Annotated in this window: 19 protein-coding genes; 3 read left to right on the forward strand and 16 right to left on the reverse strand. The window is 47.3% G+C overall.

The genetic code is table 11. From position 1 onward, the window contains the following. Nucleotides 1-214 (forward strand): hypothetical protein (locus OCU21_RS02675; RefSeq protein WP_261805967.1); only part of this gene is annotated, 214 nt, incomplete at its 5' end. On the opposite strand, the gene OCU21_RS02680 is transcribed toward OCU21_RS02675, so the two are convergent. Continuing rightward, on the reverse strand, nt 173-1,195 hold the full coding sequence (locus OCU21_RS02680) for a YeiH family protein (RefSeq protein WP_261805968.1): 1,023 nt from the start codon (nt 1,193-1,195) through the stop codon (nt 173-175). The two genes, OCU21_RS02675 and OCU21_RS02680, sit on opposite strands and share 42 nt — an antisense overlap. A 108-nt stretch (nt 1,196-1,303) precedes the next feature. Here OCU21_RS02680 and OCU21_RS02685 point away from each other — a divergent pair, with 108 nt between their 5' ends. Beyond that, a complete protein-coding gene (locus tag OCU21_RS02685) occupies nt 1,304-2,182 on the forward strand; it encodes a LysR family transcriptional regulator (protein ID WP_261805969.1) in 879 nt (292 codons plus the stop codon). Between the two features lie 65 nt (nt 2,183-2,247). Here OCU21_RS02685 and OCU21_RS02690 read toward each other — a convergent pair whose 3' ends face one another. From OCU21_RS02690 to OCU21_RS02735, 10 genes are all read right to left on the reverse strand, one after another. Continuing rightward, the gene (locus OCU21_RS02690) at nt 2,248-3,246 is read right to left on the reverse strand and encodes an electron transfer flavoprotein subunit alpha/FixB family protein (RefSeq protein ID WP_261805970.1); all 999 of its coding nucleotides are present in this window, start codon (nt 3,244-3,246) and stop codon (nt 2,248-2,250) included. Nucleotides 3,247-3,259: 13 nt separating this feature from the next. Further along, nucleotides 3,260-4,045, reverse strand: a complete 786-nt coding sequence (locus OCU21_RS02695) for an electron transfer flavoprotein subunit beta/FixA family protein (protein ID WP_261805971.1) — start codon at nt 4,043-4,045, stop codon at nt 3,260-3,262. A 66-nt stretch (nt 4,046-4,111) separates the two neighbouring features. Then, nucleotides 4,112-5,236 (reverse strand): acyl-CoA dehydrogenase family protein, encoded by a 1,125-nt coding sequence (locus OCU21_RS02700; protein ID WP_261805972.1) that lies wholly within the window; start codon nt 5,234-5,236, stop codon nt 4,112-4,114. A gap of 293 nt (nt 5,237-5,529) precedes the next feature. After that, on the reverse strand, nt 5,530-6,036 hold the full coding sequence (locus OCU21_RS02705; RefSeq protein WP_261805973.1) for a DUF4411 family protein: 507 nt from the start codon (nt 6,034-6,036) through the stop codon (nt 5,530-5,532). Continuing rightward, complete coding sequence (locus OCU21_RS02710) at nt 6,037-7,146, reverse strand: ImmA/IrrE family metallo-endopeptidase (protein ID WP_261805974.1); 1,110 nt, start codon at nt 7,144-7,146, stop codon at nt 6,037-6,039. It lies immediately after the preceding gene. A 197-nt stretch (nt 7,147-7,343) separates the two neighbouring features. Continuing rightward, nucleotides 7,344-8,312, reverse strand: a complete 969-nt coding sequence (locus tag OCU21_RS02715) for an ABC transporter ATP-binding protein (protein ID WP_261805975.1) — start codon at nt 8,310-8,312, stop codon at nt 7,344-7,346. A gap of 1 nt (nt 8,313) precedes the next feature. Beyond that, nucleotides 8,314-9,840 (reverse strand): ABC transporter permease/substrate-binding protein, encoded by a 1,527-nt coding sequence (locus OCU21_RS02720; RefSeq protein ID WP_261805976.1) that lies wholly within the window; start codon nt 9,838-9,840, stop codon nt 8,314-8,316. 352 nt (nt 9,841-10,192) lie between these two features. Then, complete coding sequence (locus tag OCU21_RS02725) at nt 10,193-12,568, reverse strand: phosphoketolase family protein (RefSeq protein ID WP_261805977.1); 2,376 nt, start codon at nt 12,566-12,568, stop codon at nt 10,193-10,195. A gap of 223 nt (nt 12,569-12,791) precedes the next feature. Further along, nucleotides 12,792-13,520 (reverse strand): GntR family transcriptional regulator, encoded by a 729-nt coding sequence (locus tag OCU21_RS02730; RefSeq protein WP_261805978.1) that lies wholly within the window; start codon nt 13,518-13,520, stop codon nt 12,792-12,794. A gap of 900 nt (nt 13,521-14,420) precedes the next feature. Beyond that, nucleotides 14,421-15,056: a histidine phosphatase family protein gene (locus OCU21_RS02735; RefSeq protein ID WP_261805979.1), complete on the reverse strand. Its 636-nt coding sequence runs from the start codon at nt 15,054-15,056 to the stop codon at nt 14,421-14,423. Between the two features lie 174 nt (nt 15,057-15,230). On the opposite strand from OCU21_RS02735, the gene glpK reads away from it, so the two are divergent. Beyond that, nucleotides 15,231-16,721, forward strand: a complete 1,491-nt coding sequence (glpK, locus tag OCU21_RS02740) for a glycerol kinase GlpK (RefSeq protein WP_261805980.1) — start codon at nt 15,231-15,233, stop codon at nt 16,719-16,721. Between the two features lie 143 nt (nt 16,722-16,864). Here the strand turns inward: glpK and OCU21_RS02745 are convergent, their stop codons facing one another. The 5 genes from OCU21_RS02745 to OCU21_RS02765 all read right to left on the reverse strand — a co-directional run bounded on the left by OCU21_RS02745 (nt 16,865) and on the right by OCU21_RS02765 (nt 23,161). Further along, nucleotides 16,865-18,442 carry a hypothetical protein gene (locus OCU21_RS02745; RefSeq protein ID WP_261805981.1) on the reverse strand — a complete coding sequence of 526 codons (1,578 nt, stop codon included), beginning with the start codon at nt 18,440-18,442 and terminating at the stop codon, nt 16,865-16,867. After that, nucleotides 18,423-19,511 (reverse strand): DUF916 domain-containing protein, encoded by a 1,089-nt coding sequence (locus tag OCU21_RS02750; protein WP_261805982.1) that lies wholly within the window; start codon nt 19,509-19,511, stop codon nt 18,423-18,425. The genes OCU21_RS02745 and OCU21_RS02750 overlap by 20 nt, the downstream gene beginning before the upstream one ends. 10 nt (nt 19,512-19,521) lie before the next feature. Next, the gene (locus tag OCU21_RS02755) at nt 19,522-20,124 is read right to left on the reverse strand and encodes a WxL domain-containing protein (RefSeq protein ID WP_261805983.1); all 603 of its coding nucleotides are present in this window, start codon (nt 20,122-20,124) and stop codon (nt 19,522-19,524) included. Nucleotides 20,125-20,643: 519 nt separating this feature from the next. Beyond that, entirely contained in the window at nt 20,644-21,513 is an 870-nt protein-coding gene (locus tag OCU21_RS02760) for an ROK family protein (protein ID WP_261805984.1), read from the reverse strand. 355 nt (nt 21,514-21,868) lie between these two features. Then, on the reverse strand, nt 21,869-23,161 hold the full coding sequence (locus tag OCU21_RS02765) for a glycoside hydrolase family 125 protein (protein ID WP_261805985.1): 1,293 nt from the start codon (nt 23,159-23,161) through the stop codon (nt 21,869-21,871). Nucleotides 23,162-23,179: the final 18 nt, after the last annotated feature.

Genomic DNA, 23,179 nt, shown 5'->3' on the forward strand with positions numbered 1-23,179 from the left:
CCGCTGGTTTTGCGGATTGGCTTCAAACGATGCCCACTGCGTTCCAGCCACCACAAACGCCCTGAGGCGGTTGCGTCACCACCAAACCCAGCACACCTGCAAACAAGCGGAGAAACAAATACAGCAACGGCACTTTTTCAGGTCGATTCAAAACGATGCAGGTCAGTTCGCACTAAAAAAGCAATTTGCTGGCAACGATCATCAGCCCCAGTAAACAAGTTGAACTGATCAAACAGGCCAAAACAGCTTTCCGGCCACTTTTCCAGAACACTTTGAAATTAACACTGATCCCCAAGGCAGCCATTGCCATACCCAAGATCAGATAGGCCAATTTGACTAACCCGGCCAAGACAGTTGCGGATAAGGGAAGAAAGGTCCCGGCGACTGATGCCAAAACAAAACCCAACATGAACCAAGGAATCGGTAATTTCTTTGGTCCGGCGTTCGTTTGTTGCTGTTGGCGTTGATACCAAATCCCAATGATCAATGCAGCCGGAGCTAACATCAAGACCCGCGAAAGTTTCATGATGATCGCGGCGTTCAAGGAAACTGGTCCGTTGGCGCCACCTGTCGCCACCGCATGGGCGATCTCGTGCAAGGATCCGCCGGCCATCACACCGAATTGAGTTGGGGTCAGATGCAAGATCGGTCGCAACCCGATCTCGATCAAGGTGAAAACAGTCCCCAAGATCGCGACGATCGCCACTGCTAAAACCTCATCATCATGCTTTTGTTCTTCAAGGCCGTCAGCCGCTGGGATCTGTGATGAGATGCCCATGACTGCCGCCGCGCCGCAGATCCCGGTGCCCGAAGCTGCCAAAATCGCCAATTGTTGCGAGACTCCGAATTTACGCGCCAACCAATATGTTAAACTGATCGTCCCGGCCACGATCGCCATCGCTAATAGGATTGTTTTGACCCCAGCCTGTGCCAACTCGATCAAGTTTAACTTGAAACCTAAAAGAATGATCCCTAAACGCAAAAATTTATTGGAAATGAACTGATTGCCCGTCCGACTGGCCTGTACCGCCGTTGGAAAAACTTGAAAAATCATGCCTAAGATCAACGCCAAAACTAGCGCGCCGATCACCGATAGATAAGGTAAACTCCCCAAAACACTGCCGACCACCGAACAAAATAAGGTGATCAAAAACGCGTAAACAAAGCTTTTGCTGCGTAGCACTTTTAAATCCATAACCCGACTCCTCCTTAATCAACTTTTTCATGGTATCATAGTCAGCAGATAAGTAAAAATTAGGATTTATTAGTTAGCTATAAATTTTACTAATGGCGAGGACTCAAGATGCTCGACAAACGCTATCTGACCTTTTATCACTTAGGGCGTAATCTTTCTTACACCCAGACCGCCCAAGAATTATTCATTACCCAGCCGGCTGTTTCGCAGCAGATCAAATCACTGGAGGCGGAACTGCAATTACTACTGGTGCAACGGATCCATGGTCGGATCCAATTGACGCCAGAAGGGCAAATGCTGTTGACTTATCTACAACTGATCATCACAGAAAATAAACATTTTTTTGCGGCCTTGCAGCGAACAGGCGCCCCGACCCAACTAAAATTAGGCTGTACGCTTTCCCTTAGCCGCACCTTATTACCACCGCTGCTCCAAGTGCTCAACGAGAAATACGCGCAGATCACAGTCAAGCTGGGCAACACTCAAGATAATCTAGCCAATTTGCGGCGAGGGCAAATTGATTTTAGTCTGATCGAGGGTAATTTTGATCCGCAGGAATTTGACGCCTATTTTCTACAAAATAGTGAGTTTATCGCGGTCACAGGTCAGCGCCGACTTAGCCACCACGCTGGACTCAACATCGCCGCCTTACGTTCAGAAACTTTGCTCGTTCGCGAACCTGGTTCTGGTAGTCGCGAGATCTTAACCAGTTTTCTTGCGACCCAAAATCATCAACTCAGCGAATTTCACCACCAAATGGAACTGCCTGATCCAGAAACGATCATTCATTTATTACAGACCGGTGTTGGTTTTAGTTTTCTCTATCGTGACCTGGTCGCTAAAGAACTTGCGGCGCAAACGCTTTGGCAACTGCCCCTGCCCGACTTCCACATCAGTCACCCGATCAATTTAGTTTTCCCCAAAAACAGCTTCTTTAAAAACGAATACGCGACTTACGCCCAGTTGTTGGCTCCTGACTCGATTTGATCAACCAGCCTGGATTTCGCGCAATAAAAAAACGTTCAACATTCTGAACGTTTTTTATTAGCGCTTTACTTAAGTGCCGCTTGCTTCCGCTGATCTACTTGCTGTAAAGCGGTCAAGAATCCGTTGGCCTCACCGACAAACCCATAGTCAGCCACCGAAAAAATAGCTGCCTGAGGATCGGGATTGACTGCAACGATCACTTTAGCATTCGTGATCCCACTAAGAAATTGCACGGCGCCTGAGATCCCCAAGCAAAACAGCAACTCCGGCGCCACCGTCTGCCCACTTTGTCCGATTTGATCCTTGACCGAGAAACCTCCACCGTCTGTCAGCGGTCGCGTCACCCCGATCTGAGCATCGATCTTTTGCGCCCAAGACCGTGCAACGGTCTTACTAGCGGCGTCAGCCGCGCCACGACCAAGCGCGATGATCCGTTTGGCTTGACTCAGACCGGTCTGTGGCGTCGCTACTTTTTTCTCAGCGATGATCTGAAAATGGGCCACTTCCGGCCAAGGTAAGTCAGTCACCACTTCCAGCTCAGGGCGGGATCGGTCCGGTTCAACTTTCTGCGCCGCAAACGTATTAGGTCGCACGGTCGCCATTTGCGGTCGTTTATCTGGGCAAACGATCTCACACATGATATTGTCACCATAAGATGGCTTCGTCTGAACCAATAATTCATCTTCAAAATGGAGCGCCAAACAATCAGCCGTCAAACCCGTCTGCAGTTTTGCTTGTAGCCGCGGCGCTAATGACCGTCCCAAAGCGGTGGCGCCAAACAAGAAACTATTAGGCTGATCTCGTTGGACTAGGTGTGCCAAAAGTGTGGCCTGTTCCGCGTCCGCTACTTGCGCCAGCCGCGGGTCTTGCACAACCAAGATCTTGTCTGGCCCGTATTCTGCTAAAGTCGCCGCCAAATGTTGCGTTGGCGTTTCAAATAACACCGCGACGACCTTAAATCTAGGCGCGATCTCCCGAGCCCTGGTGAGCAATTGAAAGACAGTGGGCTCGATTTGACCCAGCTGTTGTTCCGCAAAAATCCATACTTCCGGTATCTTCGTCATCTTCGCTGACCTCCTATATCAAATTTTTCGCATGAAGCGCCGCATGTAGATCCAGTGCTGCTTGCTGTGGGTCTGTCGCTAAAAAGACCGTTTCTTGTTGTTTACGTTGTGGTGCCATGACTTTGCGGACAACTGTCGGCGATCCGGAAACGCCCAAACGAAGGGGATCCGCAGCCAAATCAGTCTCTTGCCAAACCGTTATCTCTTGTTGAAAACTGGCCTTGATCATCCGCGGTTGTAAATAACCCGGCTGATTCAGATCATTGCTGGCAGTAACCACCGCCGGCAACGTCAAAGCCACTGTTTGTTCAAGGTCCCCAAGACGCCGCATGCCTTCTAAGCGCCGATCCTTTAAAGTCAAACTGCTGGCCAAGGTCAATTGCGGCCAACCAAGAAACTCAGCCACGATCGGACCGACTTGACCGGTATCCGCGTCGACAGCTTGCCGACCAAAGAACACCAGCTCGACAGCGCCTAGTTTGCGGATTGCTTGACTCAAAGTGTAGCCGGTCGCCAAAGTATCTGACCCAGCAAAGGCGCGGGCGCTCAATAAAATTGCACGATCAGCACCCATCGCCAAGCCTTCGCGTAAACAGTACTCATTGTCGGCCGGTCCCATCGAGATCACAATGACCTCACCGCCAACTTGGGCTTTGATTGCTAACGCCGCCTGGATCGCGTGACGATCGAACGGATTGATTTTGCCGGCGACACCTTGACGAACTAGATTATGAGTCACCGGATCAAGCTTGACCTGATTAGACTCTGGCACTTGTTTGATACAAACCACGATTTTCATCAATAAACTTCCCTTCTCAGTGTGATCATTTGATCGATGCGACCCACTGACACTTCTCGTTGAACTTTAGATCCGCGTTGCGACTTCAAGTTTCGTGATCTCGCCACGCATTTTCTCGACTGTTCCTTCGGCGATCTCCAACGCGCGGGCATCGCGGATCAAATGTTCAACTGGGTAATCAAGACTGTAGCCATAGCCGGCCAAGATCTGCAAAGCGTCATCACCAGCACGAACAGCCTGACGACTACCATGAGTTTTGGCCATTGCCGCAACTTCCGCATAAGGACGCCGTTGTTGCTTAAGAGCCGCGGCTTCTTGATATAAAAGTGTGGTCGTTTCCTTGGCCAGCGCGATATCCGCGAGCTTACGTTGGATCGCTTGTAATTCTGTCAAACGAAATTGACCTGATTTCCGTTGATACGCGTAAGCGACCGCGATTTCTAACTCATGTTCAATGATCCCGGCAGCGACCGCGCCCATCAAGATCCGCGCGTCCGCATGGGCGCTATCGCCGATCTCGTGACCTTGCCCCACCTTGCCTAAGAGATGATCGGCTGGCACCACGATATTTTCCATAAAGATCTCCGCGATCGGTGTTCCGGTCAAGCCTAAGAAATTTTCCCGCTTGCCAAACTTGAAACCGGGCATATTTTGATCGATCAGGAAAACAGAGAATTCTTCTGGAGCAGTTTTGACCAAGACACAGTACACTTCCGCCAAGCCACCATTGGTGATCATGATTTTATTGCCATTCAGCACCCAGTTTTCACCTTGCCGCACCGCCGTAGAACCTAAAGTGCTGTGATCAGAACCACCACTGGGCTCTGTCATCGAAAAGGCAAAGATCCGCTGATTCGCGCTAGGCAAATAACGTTCGAGTAACGAAGGCTGACCGTATTTCAGTAACTGATCCAGCGTTTTATAGTGGCCCTCTAACGTTACTGCCACACTAGCGTTGCCCACCGCTAGATCATAGATCGTCTGCGCCGTGGCTATCGCGTCAAAGCCAGCGCCACCATACTGTTCAGGCAACATCAAGCCGAGAAAACCATTATCGATCAGTTTCTGATAAATACCATTGACAAAAAAACGCTGTTGATCGATCGCCATATCATTCGGCCGGATCTCTTTCTCACTGAACTCACGGACCATTTGGTGCAACATCAACTGCGCCGCTGTTAAATCAACCATTATCACTACCTCCGTAAACTACTTCACAAGTATATCCTGATTGTAACCCTTTTCACGTTTCGACACAAGCAAAATATACTTATTTTATATAATTATTTCGTCCACGAGTTGCAGAGTTGCTTACAAACAAGCAATTGTATGATATACCATTCTATCTGTGCAAAATAGATATACATTTGTTATATATAAAAAGATTGCAAGGCAAACGCACTTGCAATCTTTTATAGTGTCTTGTTATTGTCACCCCAGGATAGGGTTTAATATAAAAATTTTTACCAACCGAATATAGGTAATTAGACTCGGAGATCGATCTCTTCAAAAAACTCAAGCATCGAGATACAGGGAACTTTTAAATCCTGAGCAATATCAGGGATTTTACAATTCTTAGCCGGATGTTGTTGATTGAGATTGATATTCTTGACTTCATCCGTCACGATCGTATAACCAGTCTTTTTAGCGATCGCGATCAACCAACCATCAGCAATCCTTAAATTTGCCCAACCCCGGTCACTGTACAAAGCCTCATCCTGATAATTAGCGCTGGCTTGAATATGTTCCAGCACCTGCTGCCACTCATTAACGTACAGCCGCTGATCGAGCAGTTTATGTTGGTAATGATTCTTTAAATACTCATTGACGAACCACTCACTTTGAATGTTTTCGTTGGCGACCACCTTAGGGATAACAATTTCAGCATTAAGAATAGTTGTAAATTCGCGCCAGAAAGTGGGAAAATTTGCTTTAGGGTAATAGCGATCGTAGAAAGAGATATAAATGTTTGTATCCAATAAATATGTCATCTAACGATGCTCCTTCAAGATATGATAACCTTTGTAGCCCACGCCAATAATATTAAATGCTTCTGTGTAAGATAGTTGTTGGTTATTGATGGCGTTTTGTACATAGTTGAAGAATTGGCGATCGATTCTAAAACGAATATTATTTTTGAAATTGCCTCCGCTTGTTTTTTCGGTTATTTGTGCCTGACGATAGCTTTCAAAATTTTGGGTCAGCTCATCGATCAATTGATCGTAGTGAGCCTGTTTGATTTTATGATTATCCAATAAGCGCCGGGCGATCACAAATTCACTGACCCTAAAATGTGCCGCTAATTCGGCAATTTCGGTTGTTTGACGATACTGCTTCAGAAAACTTGCTTGGGGGACTAATATTTCCGCCGTCACTTTATTGACAAATGCTTCTGTCGAGTCAAAATCATGCTTCAGGCTTTGGTGTCCAAGAATCTCCTCGTCTGCAATAAAGAGATGGACCAATTCGTGAATAAGTGTGAACAGCTGACCATTACTGCTATCTTTTTGATTAACAAAAATAAGCGGTGCTTTCTTGTCGACCAACACAAATCCACGAAACTCTTGCGGATCCAGCACTCGATGAGTGTTGTCCTTATACTTACCATTGAAGAAAACGAAGACGCCGATCCTATTGATCAGCTTACGCAAGTATTGAATAATATGTGCTCGATCCGTATTTTGATAGTAATCTTGATCGATCCCTAAAGTATGACGAATAAAGCGAGCCACCAACAAAGCATCATCATGATTCGTAAACCGTCCGATATAAGCTAAGTCAGTGTCGATCTCTCCACGTAGGAAATCTTGCTTCGTGCGCATCTCGGCAATGGTATCCAACAATTCTTTACTAGGTTGGCTCAAGTGTTCCGAGTTGACCGTACGAAAGTTGATTTGCTCGGCTACTGACTCAAGTGGTCGATCTAGGAGTAATAACCCCACTGGGATCTTCAGTACATTGGCAATTTTGATCAGCTGGTTAAAGGTAGGTGTTTTTTTGCCAGACAAAAAATCAGGAAAATTCTGATGAGTTTTTTCCTGCATAAACGCAACCGTTAGACCAGATTTTTCAAAATAGGCCTTCAGTGTTGTCGCATTCATTTTCGTTACCACCTTTCCGCACCCTATCAAGAGATCAAGCTTTACGCTAAGTATAGCATAGAATAATTGCTATATTGTCAGCGTTCATCTTCCCCTCTCAGCTAGTTATAAATACGCAGATCAGAATTATTTTTTTCAAGAACTCAAAATTATTACCCAAGTCATCCCAAGGATAGCCACGCGCAATATGACATCGCCTAGTCGTTCTCATGTTCGCTTAAATACGTCATCACAGTTTGACGGTCAAGATAGCCTTGGAGCTGGCCGCTTTCATTTACCGCCAAATAATCATGGCTCGCTAAAGCGCTAAAACCAGTCCGCAAGGTATCTTGATAATCGACGGTTTGGATCCGTTCGGCAGCGACAGTGGGCGCAGTTGGTAAGTAGCCTTGGACAAGTCCGACCCGGCCAAGATAGATATCATAAACATTCTGGGCTAGACTGGCTCCGAAAAACTCGCGGACAAACTCATTGGCAGGGTGCTGGGCGATCTGCTGTGGGGTATCGACTTGTAGCAATTCACCAGTTCGCATGATCCCGATCCGATGGCCCAACTTCAAAGCTTCATTCATATCGTGAGTTACGAAGACGATCGTGTTGTGATAGCGTTCGTGCAGTCTTAGGACCAGATCTTGCAACTGCTGTCTTGACAAGGGATCCAAGGCGCTGAAGGGCTCGTCCATCAAAACGATCGAGGGCTGCGCGGCCAAGGCTCGTAAAATACCGATCCGTTGCTGCTCACCACCAGACAATTCGCTAGGCATCCGGTCACGGTAAACCTTAGGATCCAAGCCTACTTCATTTAACAGTTCATCGATCGTGGCGCTGATTTCTTTTTTCGTGGTCCCTTTCATTTCTGGGATCACCGCAATATTTTGGGCTACTGTCATTGTGGGAAATAACGCGATCTGCTGGAGCACATAGCCCATGTCCCAGCGCAACGTCCGGACTGGGATCTGACTGCTGTCTTGATCATTGACCAAGATCTTACCTGCAGTTAGTGACTCTAAGCGGTTGATCATCTTTAGCGACGTGGTCTTGCCACTGCCAGAAGTGCCCACTAAAACGAAAAACTCGCCTTGCTTGATTTTCAAATTCAAATCCAGAATAACTGTTTTGCCATTGAAGGCCTTTTTAACATGTTGAAATTCAATTGCCGTCGCCATGCTAGTGACCCCCTTTCAATAAACCGTGCTTGATCAAGTAACGCCGCGCCACAGTCGCGGCGGACTGCTTTTTCGCGTTGACTTGATAATTCATTTCTTGCATATCAGTTTCGGAGATCTTCCCGGCCAACTGGTTCAATGCCTTAACGATTTGGGGATGTTTGTTGACAAAACTCGTCTTCATCAAGGGCGCGCCTTGATAAGTGGGGAAGAAACGCTGATCGTCTTGTAGTAGCGCTAAATTGTATTGACGCAATTCACTATCCGTCGCGTAGGCGTCGACCAAATTGATCCGCCCCTGACTGATCGCCTCATAACGCAAGGCCGGTTCCATTGACTTAGCCGTGACATCCAAATGGTAGGCCTGCTTAAGCCCCTTCAAGCCATCGTCCCGGTCGATAAATTCCAGCGTCATCCCCGGACGTAACAGTGATTCCACTTGAGTCAGATCACTGATCGTCTTTAAATGATGCTGTTGCTTGAACTTTTCCGTAACTGCTAGGGCATAAGTATTGTTATATTTCATGGGCGCTAGTAACGTCAGTTGTGCCTGCTGAGCCAGCCGTTTCTTCGCTAATCGATATGTTTGCTCGGCCGTCATTTCCTTGGGAGAGTCGCCTTTGACTAAAGTTTCCAACACTGAGCCAGTAAACTCGGGATAAATATCGATTTGGTCATTTCGTAACGCGCTATAAAGAAAAGTCGTTTTACCAAAATTAGGTTTTAAGGTCACTTTCACATGACTGTCATCAGCCTCGATCAATTCCTTATACATATTGATCAAAATGTCCGGCTCTGAGCCCAGCTTCCCAGCGATCGTGATCGTTTCAGTCCGATCGGCATAAGCGCTGTAAGCACCACCGCCACCCAGCAACACCACGATCAACCCAAAAACGATCAGGGCGTGGCGCGGTTTGGCCGTCTGAAACCAACGCACAAGGGCACTTAGGATGATCGCCAAAAGCGCGGATGAGATCGCCCCGATCAAAAGAAGCGACGTATCATTGCGATCGATGCCTAACATAATAAAGGTACCCAAACCCCCGGCCCCGATCAAAGCCGCTAAGGTCGCAGTCCCAATGATCAAGACTAAGGCCGTGCGGATCCCGGCAATGATCTGTGGCAATGCGATCGGTAATTCCACTTTAAATAGTTTACGTAATCGCGACATACCAAAAGCGTCTGCTGCTTCCTCGATCGAAGGATCGATCTCAGCGATCCCCAAATAAGTGTTTTGGAAAATCGGCAAGAGCGCGTAGATCACTAACGCGATCACCGCTGGGACCGTCCCGATCCCGACTAATGGAATCAGCAATCCTAACAACGCCAATGAGGGGATCGTTTGAAGTACGCTGGTCAATTGCAACAATGCTTCCGCGAGTTTTGCCCGCCGCACCGCCCAAATAGCCAAGGGGATCGCGATGATCATCGCGATCACTAATGCCGCTAGCGAAATCCCTAAATGTTGCCACAACGCAGTCACTAAATCACCACGCCGTTCAACCAGTGTCTGAAGCAAATTATTCATAGCTACCTCCCGATTTGTTCCTAACGCCTGATCCAACGTCAAACGAGCGCCGACCGCCAATCGAGCACGGCGGTCGACGACTTGATAACTTCACGTTCAATTTTATTATAAACTGTTCAGCAACGTTACCGTCAAGTCAAACGGTGTCCCCTGAAAAATGTTGTCCGTTATAATGGGCCTAAACACTCACCACATACGGAAGATAGCCGTAATCGACAACGACCAATAATTTTAACATAAAAAAGGCGACGTTTTCAGAGGTGAGCTGAAAACGTCGTCTTTATATATATTTACATTAGGAGTAACAAAACAGTGATTGAATTGAAGTCAGACAACCAACTAAACTTGAGCTTTAGTCTAGTGGTTCCCATTGCCATTCCTCGACTTCAGGGATATCAGTCCCATGTTCGCGGATATAGCTGTTGTGATAAGAAACTTTGTCATCCATCTTTTGAGCGAATTGGGCAGCAGCAGTGCCATAAACAGCCAGCGCCGCATCCTTGGAAAGGTGGTAACGATCCAATTCGTTCAAGACCCGCATGTCGAATGGTGTGGTAATATCGCCATTTTCCCGGTAGCCATGGATGTTGATATTACGGTTGTGACGATCGAAGAAGATGTCACGGATCAAGCCTTCAAAGCCGTGGAAAGCGAAGATCACTGGCTTATCAGTCGTGAAGTAAGTGTCGAATTCTTCATCAGTCAAACCACGTGGGTTGATCTTAGGTGATTGCAACTTCAATAAGTCGACCACGTTGATGAAGCGGATCTTCATCTCAGGATATTGTTTGTGCAAGATCGAGATCGCAGCCAAGCTTTCCCAGTTTGGTTCTGTCCCAGCAGCAGCGAAGACAATATCTGGTTCGCTGTCATGGTCTGTGCTGGCCCAGTCGATGATTTTCAAGCCCTTTTCAACGAGGACTTGGGCTTCATCAGCTGAATACCATTGTGGCCGTGGGTGTTTCGAAGCAACGATCACGTTGATCTTCTCTTCGCTAGCAAAAGCCTTGTTGGCAACCGCTAATAAGGAGTTAGCGTCAGCTGGCAGGTATTCGCGAATGAACTTCGGCTTCTTGTCTGCCAAATGGCCTAAGATACCTGGATCTTGGTGAGTGTAGCCGTTGTGATCTTGTTGGAAAGAAGTTGAGGTATCAACGATATTCAATGATGGGTACTTCTTGCGCCAAGCTTGTTCGTCAGCCTTACGTAACCACTTGAAGTGTTGCGTCAACATTGAATCAACGACCCGCAAGAAAGCCTCGTAGCTTGAGAAGAAACCGTGACGACCAGTTAAGACATAACCTTCTAGCCAGCCTTCAGCTTGGTGTTCTGACAATTGAGAATCAATGATCCGACCTGCTGGTGCTAAGAATTCATCATTAGGTTCCTTGATGCTTTCTTCCCATTGACGACTGCTAGCTTCAAAAATCGGAGCCAAACGGTTGGACATGGTTTCATCAGGGCCAAAGATCCGGAAGTTATCTGGGTTCAACTTGATCGCATCCCGCGCCCATTTGCCAAAGACAGTCATATCTTGAGCGATTGTTTTGCCACGTTCGGAGTTATCTAAAACATAATCCCGCCAGTTAGGCATTTTCATTGGCCGTGGTGCTAAACCACCATTGGTGATCGGGTTAGCGGCCATCCGGTGGATTCCTTTAGGCGCCATCGCCTTGATCTCAGGCTTCAAAACGCCATTTTCGTCGAAGAGTTCTTCTGGCTTGTATGACTTCAGCCACGCAACCAAATGATCGACATGTTCCATATCTAATTGATCGACAGGAATTGGAATTTGGTGAGCCCGGAACGAGTTTTCGATCGGCTTGCCATCCCATTCTTTTGGACCAGTCCAGCCTTTAGGTGCCCGTAAAACGATCATTGGCCAAACTGGACGTGTTGGATCGTTATTTTCCCGTGCTTGTTGTTGGATCGCTTCGATCTTCTCAACAGCCGCATCAACAGCTTTTGCCATTGCAGGGTGCATCTTCTGAGGATCGTCGCCTTCAACAAAGATTGGTTCCCAGCCCATACCTTCGAAGTACTTGGTCAGTTCTTCGTCAGTTTTACGCGCTAAGATCGTTGGGTTAGAGATCTTGAACCCGTTCAAGTTTAAGATTGGCAGAACCGCGCCATCAGTGATTGGGTTGATAAAGCTAGTTGATTGCCATGAAGTCGCTAATGGGCCAGTTTCAGCCTCGCCATCACCAACAACAACTGCGGCGATCACTTCAGGGTTGTCAAAAATCGCGCCAACACCATGAGAAAGTGAGTAACCTAACTCGCCACCTTCATGGATCGAGCCTGGTGTTTCAGGAGCAGCATGTGACGCAACACCGCCTGGGAAGGAGAACTGCTTGAATAGTTTCGCCATCCCTTGTTCGTCTTCACTGATTTCTGGATAGATCTCAGAATAAGAACCATCAAGATATGAGTTAGAAACCATGACCTGGCCACCATGACCTGGGCCTTCGATGTAGAACATGTTCAAGCCATACTTATTGATTGCCCGGTTCAAATGGGCATAGATAAAGTTCTGGCCAGCGATCGTGCCCCAGTGACCAATTGGGTGAACCTTAACGTCAGAAGCGACGATCGGCCGCTTCAATAACGGATTGTCTTTCAAGTACAATTGACCAACAGAGATATAGTTAGCCGCCCGCCAAAACTCATCAACTTTATTGAGATATTCAGCTGACGAATAATCGACTTTGTTTTTAACTGAATCCATAATTTGCCTCCTAATGACAATTTACTTAACATCATTCAACATCACTATCATAACAAATCTAGCCGAAAAGTCAACCATTTTGAAAATTGATACGTTCCAATTTTAGAAATCGTTTTCTTTGCCTTTAGCTTAGCATTTATCTGCTAAAAAGAGCAGCAAAAGGTTCAAAAGTCACAAAAAAAACAAGAAATTCGTCAGGAAAAACCGAATCTCTTGCTAATTATCAATCGTCGAGTGTGACAAATGTGTTGTATTTCATATAGCGATAATGTAGCCGCATCCGCGAATATTCAAACGGCGTGCCATCATCAAGGAAGAACACCCCAGCCATGATCCCTACTGGTTCCGTTGGGGTCAAACCCAATTGCGCTTGATCCTCATCTGTTGACGGCTCCGCCGAAATCGTTAAGTAAGACTTGGTGACTGCCTGATTGCGTTCCCGTTGCAAATAATTGAAGATCGAACTGGAAACGATTTTTTCCGACAGCTCCGGCACGATCTTGATGGGGATATAACCTGTTTCGATCATGAACGGCTCATCGTCAAATAGCCGCAAACGCTTGATCTCATAAACGAAATCATCATTTTTCAAGAAAAGATCACGTTTTAATTCCTGATCTGGTCGTACCACCTCAAACTTCAATAACTTGATCCCCGGCTTACGCCCGTTCATCTGAAAACTATCCGTGATTCCTAAGTTAGAGCCGTTATTATAGTGAAATACCGAATCATTTTTTAAGTATAGTGGGTTGATAAACGTACCTGAACCGCGCTTTTTAAAAACCACACCCTGATCGGCCAAAATGCTTAACGCCCGCTTGACCGTACTGCGACTCACTTCGTACTGTTCACTCAGCGAACGTTCATCAGGTAACTTCATATTAGGAAACTCACCAGCCAGAATCTTATCTTTAAGACTGCCCAAAAGCTGGCGATAAACTAAATCAGCCATTACTTACGTCCTATCTATCGTTATTTGTCGAATGAGTTAAGATAGACCTACTATGCTTTAATATGACAGAACTTTAACATAATTGCAAGAGCAGAATGCGTGATCTCACGGGTTTGAGCGGGATTGCTCTTTTTTTGTTGAGCAAAAATAGTATGTCCGCAGCTTGCGCTGCGAAATTCGGGGTGAGCTCGCTGTGGGCATCACTTTGAGCGTCGCAAAACCCGCGAATCTCAAAGCTGAGCCTTGTCCTAAGCGGCAAAGCCGCCAAGGACAATTTCACGGCGATCTCACCCCGAATTTCTCCGCTCCAGCCGCTCAACGTTATCACAGCCGTTTGAGCACTCACGCCGACTGGTAAGCTATGGTCAATTGATGGGAAACCACGCAATTGACAGCCGTGGTTAGTGGTTATGATCTTTAAATTGGTAACACCAGTGAAGTCTGCTTGATGAACAGGCCTAGTTCTCAGCGAATCAACTGAATCAGTCGGTTTTCACCTATGGATTGTTACGGAAACAAATAGCGATGTTCGGCCTACGCAAAACATCCCGACTTCTGATCCAAATCCGTTAGCCTTGCCGTACCATCAAAAAAGTGGGGATTGTTTGACCGCTAGCTTGCAAAATCACTTCGTCAAATCCTTCGCCTCGATTGCAGATGGGCGCAATTCTGCCCAGCAACCGCCTCAGGACGTGTGGCTCAGCGGTGAGATTATTCTTAGCGATTTATCGCTTAGAATAAGGCTCGATTTGAAGACAATTCCCGCTTTTGGAATTGGCTTCAAACGATGCCCACCGCGTTCCAGCCACGACAAACGTCCTGAGGCGGTTGCGTCACCACCAAACCCACGACACCTGCAATCAAGCACAGGTTCAAGAACAGAGATCATCCCAGCCTCAATCAGTCCAGAAAATCATGCTGATCCCAACTCAAACACTGATAAACTGGTTCACCCTGCTGATCAAGTTGCGCCGCGAACGTGGTCACGCTACAATTCACCAGTGGTTCCCCTGTGCGGACCTGCGCCAATGGATAGCCCCGAAGCGTGTTCAAGGTTGTGCGTAATAATACGCCATGGCTGACTACCAACACTTTTCCCAGGGGGACAGTGGTCGTGATTTGCTTGATTGCTTGTTGCCCGCGCGTTATTAGTTGCATGTAACTTTCGCCACCAGTTTGACTGGCGTCATAGCGTTCTGGATGGTTCATGTAATCATCAAACAGTTGATTTTGCGGAAGATCGGCGAAGGGAAGCCCATCCCAAGCGCCCATATCAAACTCGCGCAATCCTTCGAGGATCGTGGTGGGCACATCGGGGCGATCATTGCCGCGCATGATCAATTTGGCCGTGGTTTGTGCCCGGCGTTGTGGGGAAACAAAGACGTGGTCAAACGTCGTTGCCTCCAGAAAGGCGCCAACAGCCTGAGCGCCGCGAATTCCTTTGTCAGTCAGAGGGCTGTCAACGCTGCCGCCGTTCATGAGCTTATTCAAATTATTTTCGGTTTGCCCATGGCGGACAAAATATAACTCAGTCATTTTTATTCTCCTTACGACTTACTAGCTTTAGCATAACATTTTTTAACGTTGGTGTTTGAATCAGGTAAAAATAAGGTAGAATAGAAAGCGGGGCGGTGCAACCGATTACATCACCGCCTCGAAATAAATCCATAAGTGACCCTGCGCGGCGCTTAACCTAGGAGAATAACAAAAATGAGTCAATCATATATCATGGCCATTGATGAGGGAACAACTAGCACCCGAGCGATCATCTTCGACCACGCGGGCAATAAAGTCGCCGACGCTCAAAAAGAATTCACCCAATTCTTCCCCCAACCTGGCTGGGTCGAACACGACGCTAATGAAATCTGGAACGCAGTCCTATCAACGATTGCCACGGCTTTTATCGATTCTGGGATCCAATCGCAACAGATCAAAGGCATTGGGATCACCAACCAACGGGAAACCACGGTGATCTGGGATAAAAATACCGGTAAACCAATTTATCACGCGGTTGTTTGGCAATCGCGACAAACCAGCGAATTAGCTGCTGCAATGAAGCAGCAAGGACTGGATGATTTCATTCATCAACGGACCGGTTTGATCATCGACGCTTACTTCTCGGCAACTAAGATCCGGTGGCTACTGGACCGGATTCCCGGCGCCCAAGAGAAAGCAGAGCGCGGGGAGTTGCTATTTGGGACGATCGATTCTTGGCTGGTTTGGAAGTTGACCGGCGGCAAAGTTCACGTCACCGACTATACCAACGCCAGTCGAACGATGCTTTTCAATATCCACACCTTAGACTGGGATCAGGAAATCCTGGATTTATTACGAATCCCTCGAGAAATGTTGCCGGAAGTCGTCCCTAATTCGCAAATCTACGGACAAACACTGGCGCGACATTTCTACGGCAGTTCTGTGCCGATCGCCGGTCTCGCAGGCGATCAACAAGCCGCTCTCTTTGGCCAACTAGCCTTGGAAAAAGGCATGGTCAAAAACACCTATGGCACTGGTTCTTTCATCGTTATGAACACCGGTACACAAGCAACCATTTCCCAAAACAATTTATTGACCACGATCGGTTATGCGATCAATGGTCAAGTTCATTATGCTTTGGAAGGCTCAGTTTTCGTAGCCGGCTCGGCCTTGCAGTGGTTGCGCGACAGTATGCAGCTGTTGGACTCCGCTCCCGCCTCCGAAGCCGCCGCATTCGCTTCAAAAAGTCAAAACGAAGTCTATGTGGTCCCCGCCTTCACCGGTTTAGGCGCTCCTTATTGGGACAGCGACGCGCGCGGCGCCGTCTTCGGCCTGACCCGCGGCACCACCCGGAACGATTTCATTAAGGCAACTTTGCAATCCTTAGCCTACCAGACCCGTGATGTAGTTGACACCATGAACGCTGATACCGGTCTGCCGATCCCCGCTTTGCGCGTTGATGGCGGCGCCGCCAAAAATAATTATCTCATGCAATTTCAAGCGGACTTATTGAACATCCCGATCGAACGGGCCAAGAACCTAGAAACGACCGCGATGGGCGCCGCCTTTCTCGCCGGTCTCGCCGTTGGTTTCTGGCGGGACACCGACGAGCTGAAAAGAATTTTCCAGATCGGCCAAACTTTTGAACCGGTCATGAAGGCTCAGGACCGGCAACGCCTTTACGCCGGCTGGCAACGCGCGGTCAAAGCGACACGGATGTTTTGAGCGCCACCTCGATTACGATTACGCTTAAACGCTCGTAGCAGTTATTTTAGCACTAGCAATATTAAAAGGCGTCCTAACTTTTTACCAACAAATGGTAGTTAGGACGCCTTTTTGATATTTGGTTTTAGAATAGATATTGTCACTTACGAAGCATTTTCGGGCACAGTACTAATCGTCCAAGTGACTGTTGCTTGATAATTCTGAGATTGAACGTTAGCCTGTTGCTCCGTTGGGATCACCAGCTTTACGCCGACGAGATCAGTAGTGAATTTGACGGTACTATTGGAGCTGTTGTTGTATAGGACCGCCGCTGAACTATTTACCGGCGTTTCTGCCCAATAACCAGTAAATCCCGGGATGGTCAGCGTACCGTTAAAAGTTGACCCACCTCTTTGCCCGACCCACGGTGAGATTTCGGCTTGTAACTGACTCCCACTGGTAATCATCGCCGTCAAGGTCAGTTGTCCCGATGATTTCAACGGTTCATTGATCTGTTCCAAAGTAGGTGAGCCAAAATCCAGATCACCAGTGACTGTGATCGCATTAGAGCCAGTCAGCTCGCTTTTCTTATCTGTTAGCTTTCCAGTTAACTCAGAATCATTAGCAATAGAAGGATTTTTTAATAATTCGTTAACTGTCTCTAAATTTAATTGATCCAGATATGTCGCGACCGCCTTTTTATTGACAATTGGGTAACTCCCAGTGCTTGTTGCGGACGCGAGAAAAAGATTATTGACCGTGGTATCATTCATCTTGAGCTCACCACTATTCGAATTGATGATCGTCAACATGGTGTTTACCGTATTCCAGTCTTTAGTGTCAAGGTTAGCCTCGCCCAGATCACTAGTGCCTTCCTTGTCAACGATTTTCTGTAACGCATTTGCCAACCACCCCTCGACGAGGGTCACATCATTACCACCTAGATCAAGGTTAGTCAGTTTAGCGACGATTGGAAAATCCGCATAGCTGAAACTCTCCATTTTGAAATCCATGTTGTTGTCAGATAGATCTAACGAAGTAATATTTTGTTCAGCACTGGTACTGAAAATCGTTGAAGCAGCCTTATAGAAAACCGTACTGGTAAAATTGTTTTGCGCCAAGATCAATGTCTGCAAGGCCGACAACCGATCTGTTTGAAACAGGCACAGTAATTTCTCCACCAAGGTCGTATCCACCACTTGCGAAGTGAGCCCCGTCAAATCGACTGTGGTCGCGCTAGTCGCAGAAGCAATGATCTGCATCAAAAAATTGAAAGACAAGGTTGCCTTAGCGCCATAGATCGTGATTTCTTTTGTCACTAAGGAACCATTCTCTCCTTCAACCAGTGCTGTGGTGTTTTGTAAGTAGGCCCCATCCTCAACGTTGTAATCAACTCCAGATTTGAGTCCTGCCACCCAAGTCGCCACGGTCTGATCGGGTGCAGAGGAAAAAGAACCATCGGCATTTTTGGTCCGTTGGGCTAGGCTGACCGTGGTCAAGCGTTGCAGATCCGCAATCGTAAAGGTTGCGGGTGTTTCCCCATGTTCACTGGGTGTCGTGCCATCGGCGTAAGAACTATTATCCAAAAGCACTTGAGTCACCGTAGCGGGGATCCCGTAATCCGTCAGGATCGCCGTATCGTAACTCGCAGCCTTGAGCGGATCCGGCGGCAGCTTGATCAGCGTAACAACAACAGCGATCAAGCCCAGCACAATTTTTAACTTATTTTTTGCTGACTTCATCTGACCGCCCTCCACGTTTTTTTCGACGCAAGCGTAATAAGATGATGACCAAAATCAAAATAATCAAGATCAAGACGCCAAAACCGATCCCGATCGCATAGACGAACCAAGGCGTTCCCCCTTGGGCTTGCTTGATTTTACTTTGTAACTGCCGCTTGCGGGCTTGGGTAAGTGTGACTGTATTACTAGACGTTTCCTGATAACGATAACGCTGGCCATCGGTTGCTTGATAGTGGCCTTGGCTGTCACGAACATAATAAGCCTTAGTCTCAACGCGATATTTCCCCGCGTCAGGATCAGTCGGTAATTTCAACCGATAATAAAAGTGCGAATTAGGCGCCATCTGCATCTTGCTGACCGTCCGCTGATATTTCTTCCCTGTCGTCGTATTGACCGCCTTGGTCTCAACATGCAATTGGTTGAGAAAAGTGGCGCTAACATTATTCAGTGGTACCGCGATCGTATTTTGAGATTCATCTTGGCGGATCTGCGCCGCCCCTAATTTAAGCTGAGGTAGCCAGACTTGATCAACATCCCGTGCGATCACAGTGATCGCGTAACGGAACTCATTTTTGATTGCCAAACCTTTCTGTGCTTCAGTCGTCTGCGCCGTGACTGGACTAAAAATAAAAGCGCCGGCGACCAGACCTGCGAAGTGTTGCGTCGGCATCGTCAAAGTAGCGGTATACGCGACAGTCTCATTAGCAGGCAAGGTCACGGTCGCTGGGCCCTTGACCAAATCAGGTAATTGATATTTCAAAGTCGTATCAGTCTTCTGCTTAATGCCATAAGCGACTTGACCGCTATCATTAGTCTGAGCAGTCGCCACACTGGCCTTGACTTTCACAGTCTGATCAGTTTCGTTTTTAAGTTGGACGACTAAACGTGTTTGCTGTCCCGTGCCCACGATCACATCAAAATACGACGAGGTCTTCTCCCTCTGTTCTGACGGCAGTTGTGGACTAACTGAAAAAGGCAGACCAGCGGCCTGCACTTTTGTCGGGATCATTAAAACCATTAACAAAACAGCAAACGCTAATGGCAAAATGAATGATCTGTTTTTTTTCATCTAAACGACCTTAATTTTGATTCTCTGAGATACCATCAGCCAAGGTCCAAGTCAGAGTGTTGGTATAACTGCCTTTTTTGACCAAGGTTCCCTTAGCGATCGCTAATTTCAAAGGCTTGGGGGTAATGACTGTTTGCCCCGCTCCTGCACTAGCGTATACGACACCATCTGTCGTGATTTCGCCATCGTCAGTTGATAACGTCGCACCAGTATCTAAAGCAGTTGCGCCAGAAGCAACCCCGTCATCACCAACGACCCAGCTACCCTTCTTAACGCTCAAATTCCATTTATCATCGTCGCCACCGCGAAGATCAGCAACAGTCGCGATCAAGTCCTTGTCACCTGAAGTCGTCTCTAAGCCGTTCGCCCACACTACACTGGTACTGAAGGCATCATCCACAGTATTAAAGGAAACTGCGTCTAAAACACTATACAGGCTCAAAGTCCCGCCTTTAAAGTTTACCGAAGCCGTGGTCGTTGCCGAATCCTGTGTATCATCTGTCAGATTCGCTTCTGTTGGATTCGCGGCCAAAACTGTTCGAGTCCCTGATAACGCTGCTAGTGATAATCCTAAAACAGCAATGATCCCAAATAATGATAATGATTTTTTCATGATTCTTTTCCCCCTATACAATGAACCAGACGACACAAAAAAAGCCGCGCGACCTTCTGACGGAATAAAAGGTCACCATTGACTTAGTTTGTGTCTTGACTGATCTCCTTGAAACACTTGATCCAAACTAAATTCTTATACAGATATTATATGGCCAACTGAGCATAAAGTCAAATTATTTTGTGCACAATTAGAAATGATTTTTTATACATTATTGCAAGTGGTCGGCATTGAATACCTTGTTTTGAAGCTTCTAAAAGCAATTATCACTGAAACGGTTTCCATTGTTACCTATCACGCAATTTCAAAATCCTTGTTAAAGTCATTCAAAATCATGTTATTTCCAGCCACGAAGTTCAGCGGTTATTTATTCAAATAATAAATAAAACAATTGATCATGCCTGCTAATTCTTCATTAGTCCCAAAATCTTTATCTCTAAGTCATGCCAACCTAAAAAAATCGACATCCAGTTATCCAGATGTCGATCAAATCATATTCATTTTATTCAGAGCAACACACTATTTCACAGCATCGGCAGCCACTAACAAGCTACCAGTGATCCCGGCGTCATCGCCCAGTTTGACATGTTGGATATACAGCTCGAGGTCAGGGACCCGTACATAATCATGCATCAATTTGGCAAACTCCGCGCGGATCAGTGGGAAAAGTTGCGCCTGTTTGCTAACGCCACCGCCGAAAACGATCAAGTCAGGTGAAAAGGTCAGGGTATACGTCATGCAAGCCTGCGCCAAATAATAGGCCTCGATTTGCCAGAAAGGATCGTCCGGCGCGATTTCATGGCCTTTTTTGCCATTACGCCGTTCGATCGCCGGTCCCGCGGCGATTCCCTCTAAGCAGTCACCATGATAAGGGCACACGCCGACAAAATCATCGTCAGCCGCGCGGTGCATCATAATGTGTCCGGCCTCCGGGTGACTGCGACCGCTGTACAATTTCCCGTGAGAAATGTAGCCCACGCCGATACCGGTGCCGACTGTAACGTAACAAATATTTTGTTTGCCAACGCCTGCACCTTGCAGATATTCACCATAAGCCGCCACATTCACATCTGTCGTCCAAACAAATTTAACAGCGGGATAATGAACTTTGAGTGCCCCTAGAAAATCAAAATTCTTCCAAGCTAGTTTTGGTGTGTCGGTAATATAGCCATATGTCGCCGACTGTGGTTCAATGTCGATTGGTCCGAACGAACCCACGCCGATCGCCGCTACCTCATACTGATCAAAAAAAGCGAAAACCTGCGCCAACGTTGCCTCCGGCGTGGTCGTGGGAAACTTCACCCGTGCAGTGACCTTGCCACTGGCCTCCCCGACCGCACAAACAAATTTTGTGCCGCCTGCCTCAATACCACCTAATAATCGTGCCATGTTCATCCTTCTTTCACCCTACTTATCAAAACGGCGACTGCGGATCTCTGCCCCACGCAATAGCGTGGTTGTCCTAGTCATTAAGACCCGATCCAGAGAAGCAGCCCCGTGGTTGGTTCTTGATCTCCGCCTTGAGTCAGCCGCAATTTTTTAGCCGTTTGACTCATATTATAACCGCGTCCGCGCATTTTTTCTTGGTCATCCTGCTCAATTTCAGCCTGTTCGGCGTCTATCTCCTTGTCTCTGCCTTTACAAAACAGCTATGATCATCAACCTTATTTTACTGATTGGTGAGTTCTGACTCGGCCCTAACTGCAAACAAGCAAAGAATCAGCGGCAGTCGTCAAACAAAAACCTATTTTTTGACCTGCAGGCCCAAATAATCGAGCAATAATTCGCAAAACATCATATTTGCCCACGAAAACCACTCCCGCGTGAAATTACGCGGATCCTCAACATCAAAACCCTCGTGCATCATATTTGTTCCCGCCGTGGTCGCAGCCAGTAATTGTAATAACCGTTGTTTTTCCTCATGGTCGGGCTGAGTCAGGCCCTGGATCGACAGGGCGATCGGCCAGATATAATCTGGCGGCGTGTGTGGACTGCCCAGACCAGCCCCAAATTTGCCCGCGTAATAATAAGGATTCTCCGGGCTGAGTAATGTTTGCCGGGTCGCTAGATAAGTTGGCTCATTTTCTGGTAGATAGCCAAGATAAGGGGCGCTCAGCAGATTGGGGATATTGCCATCGTCCATGATCAAAGTGTGCCCCAAGCCATCGACTTCATAAGCGTAGATCTTTTTACCGGCGGCATTAGTTGTCGTCCCAAAACGCTCGATCCCGGTTTGGATCTCTGTGGCCAAACGCTGGGCGGTCGTGGCTAATTCTGGTTCAGCGAGGATCTCAGTGCAGATCTCTTGAAGATAATTCAAGATCACGACCGCAAACATATTGGCAGGAACCAAATAACCGTAAACACAAGCGTCATCACTGGGACGAAAACCGGACCAGCTCATTCCGGTATAACCGACTGGCTGGCCTAAACCTGCCCGCGCTAAAGTATCTTCCGGCCGATCATCGCTTCTTTCAAAACGATAAGTTGACTGCTCCTCATGGTGCTGTTCAATCGCGATCACTTGTAGCAATTTCTTGATGGCCGAAATGAAGGTCGCATCAAATTGATCAGTCAAGCCCGTGTTCTTGTAAAGTAGATAAGCCAACTGGACCGGATAACACAAAGAATCGAGTTCGTATTTTCGCTCCCAGATCCAAGGTCCCATAGTAGTGGCATCGCTTTGGTGGCCATGACCATTGCCAGTCAAATTAAAAGCGTTAGCATACGGATCGAGCGCCATATTGAAAAACTGCCGTTTGACCACGCGTAGAATAATATCGGCCACTGCCGGATCCTTTTGCGCCATGATCAAATATGGCCGTAATTGCGCAGTCGAATCTCGTTGCCACATCGCAGGAATATCCCCGGTCAAGACAAAGATATTCGTATATTCATCTGTTGTTAATGTTGTTTCTAAAGTGTTGGTAAACGTGATCTCAAAAATTCTCGCCAAATCCTGACGATCTGGCCCGCAAAGTCGCTTGACTTGAGTAACGAAATCACGAACGGCCGGCGTTAGATAAGATTTTGTCATTTCATCACCACTTGATAT

Origin of the sequence: Lapidilactobacillus luobeiensis (genome assembly GCF_024345205.1) — a bacterium.
Classification (GTDB): domain Bacteria; phylum Bacillota; class Bacilli; order Lactobacillales; family Lactobacillaceae; genus Lapidilactobacillus; species Lapidilactobacillus luobeiensis.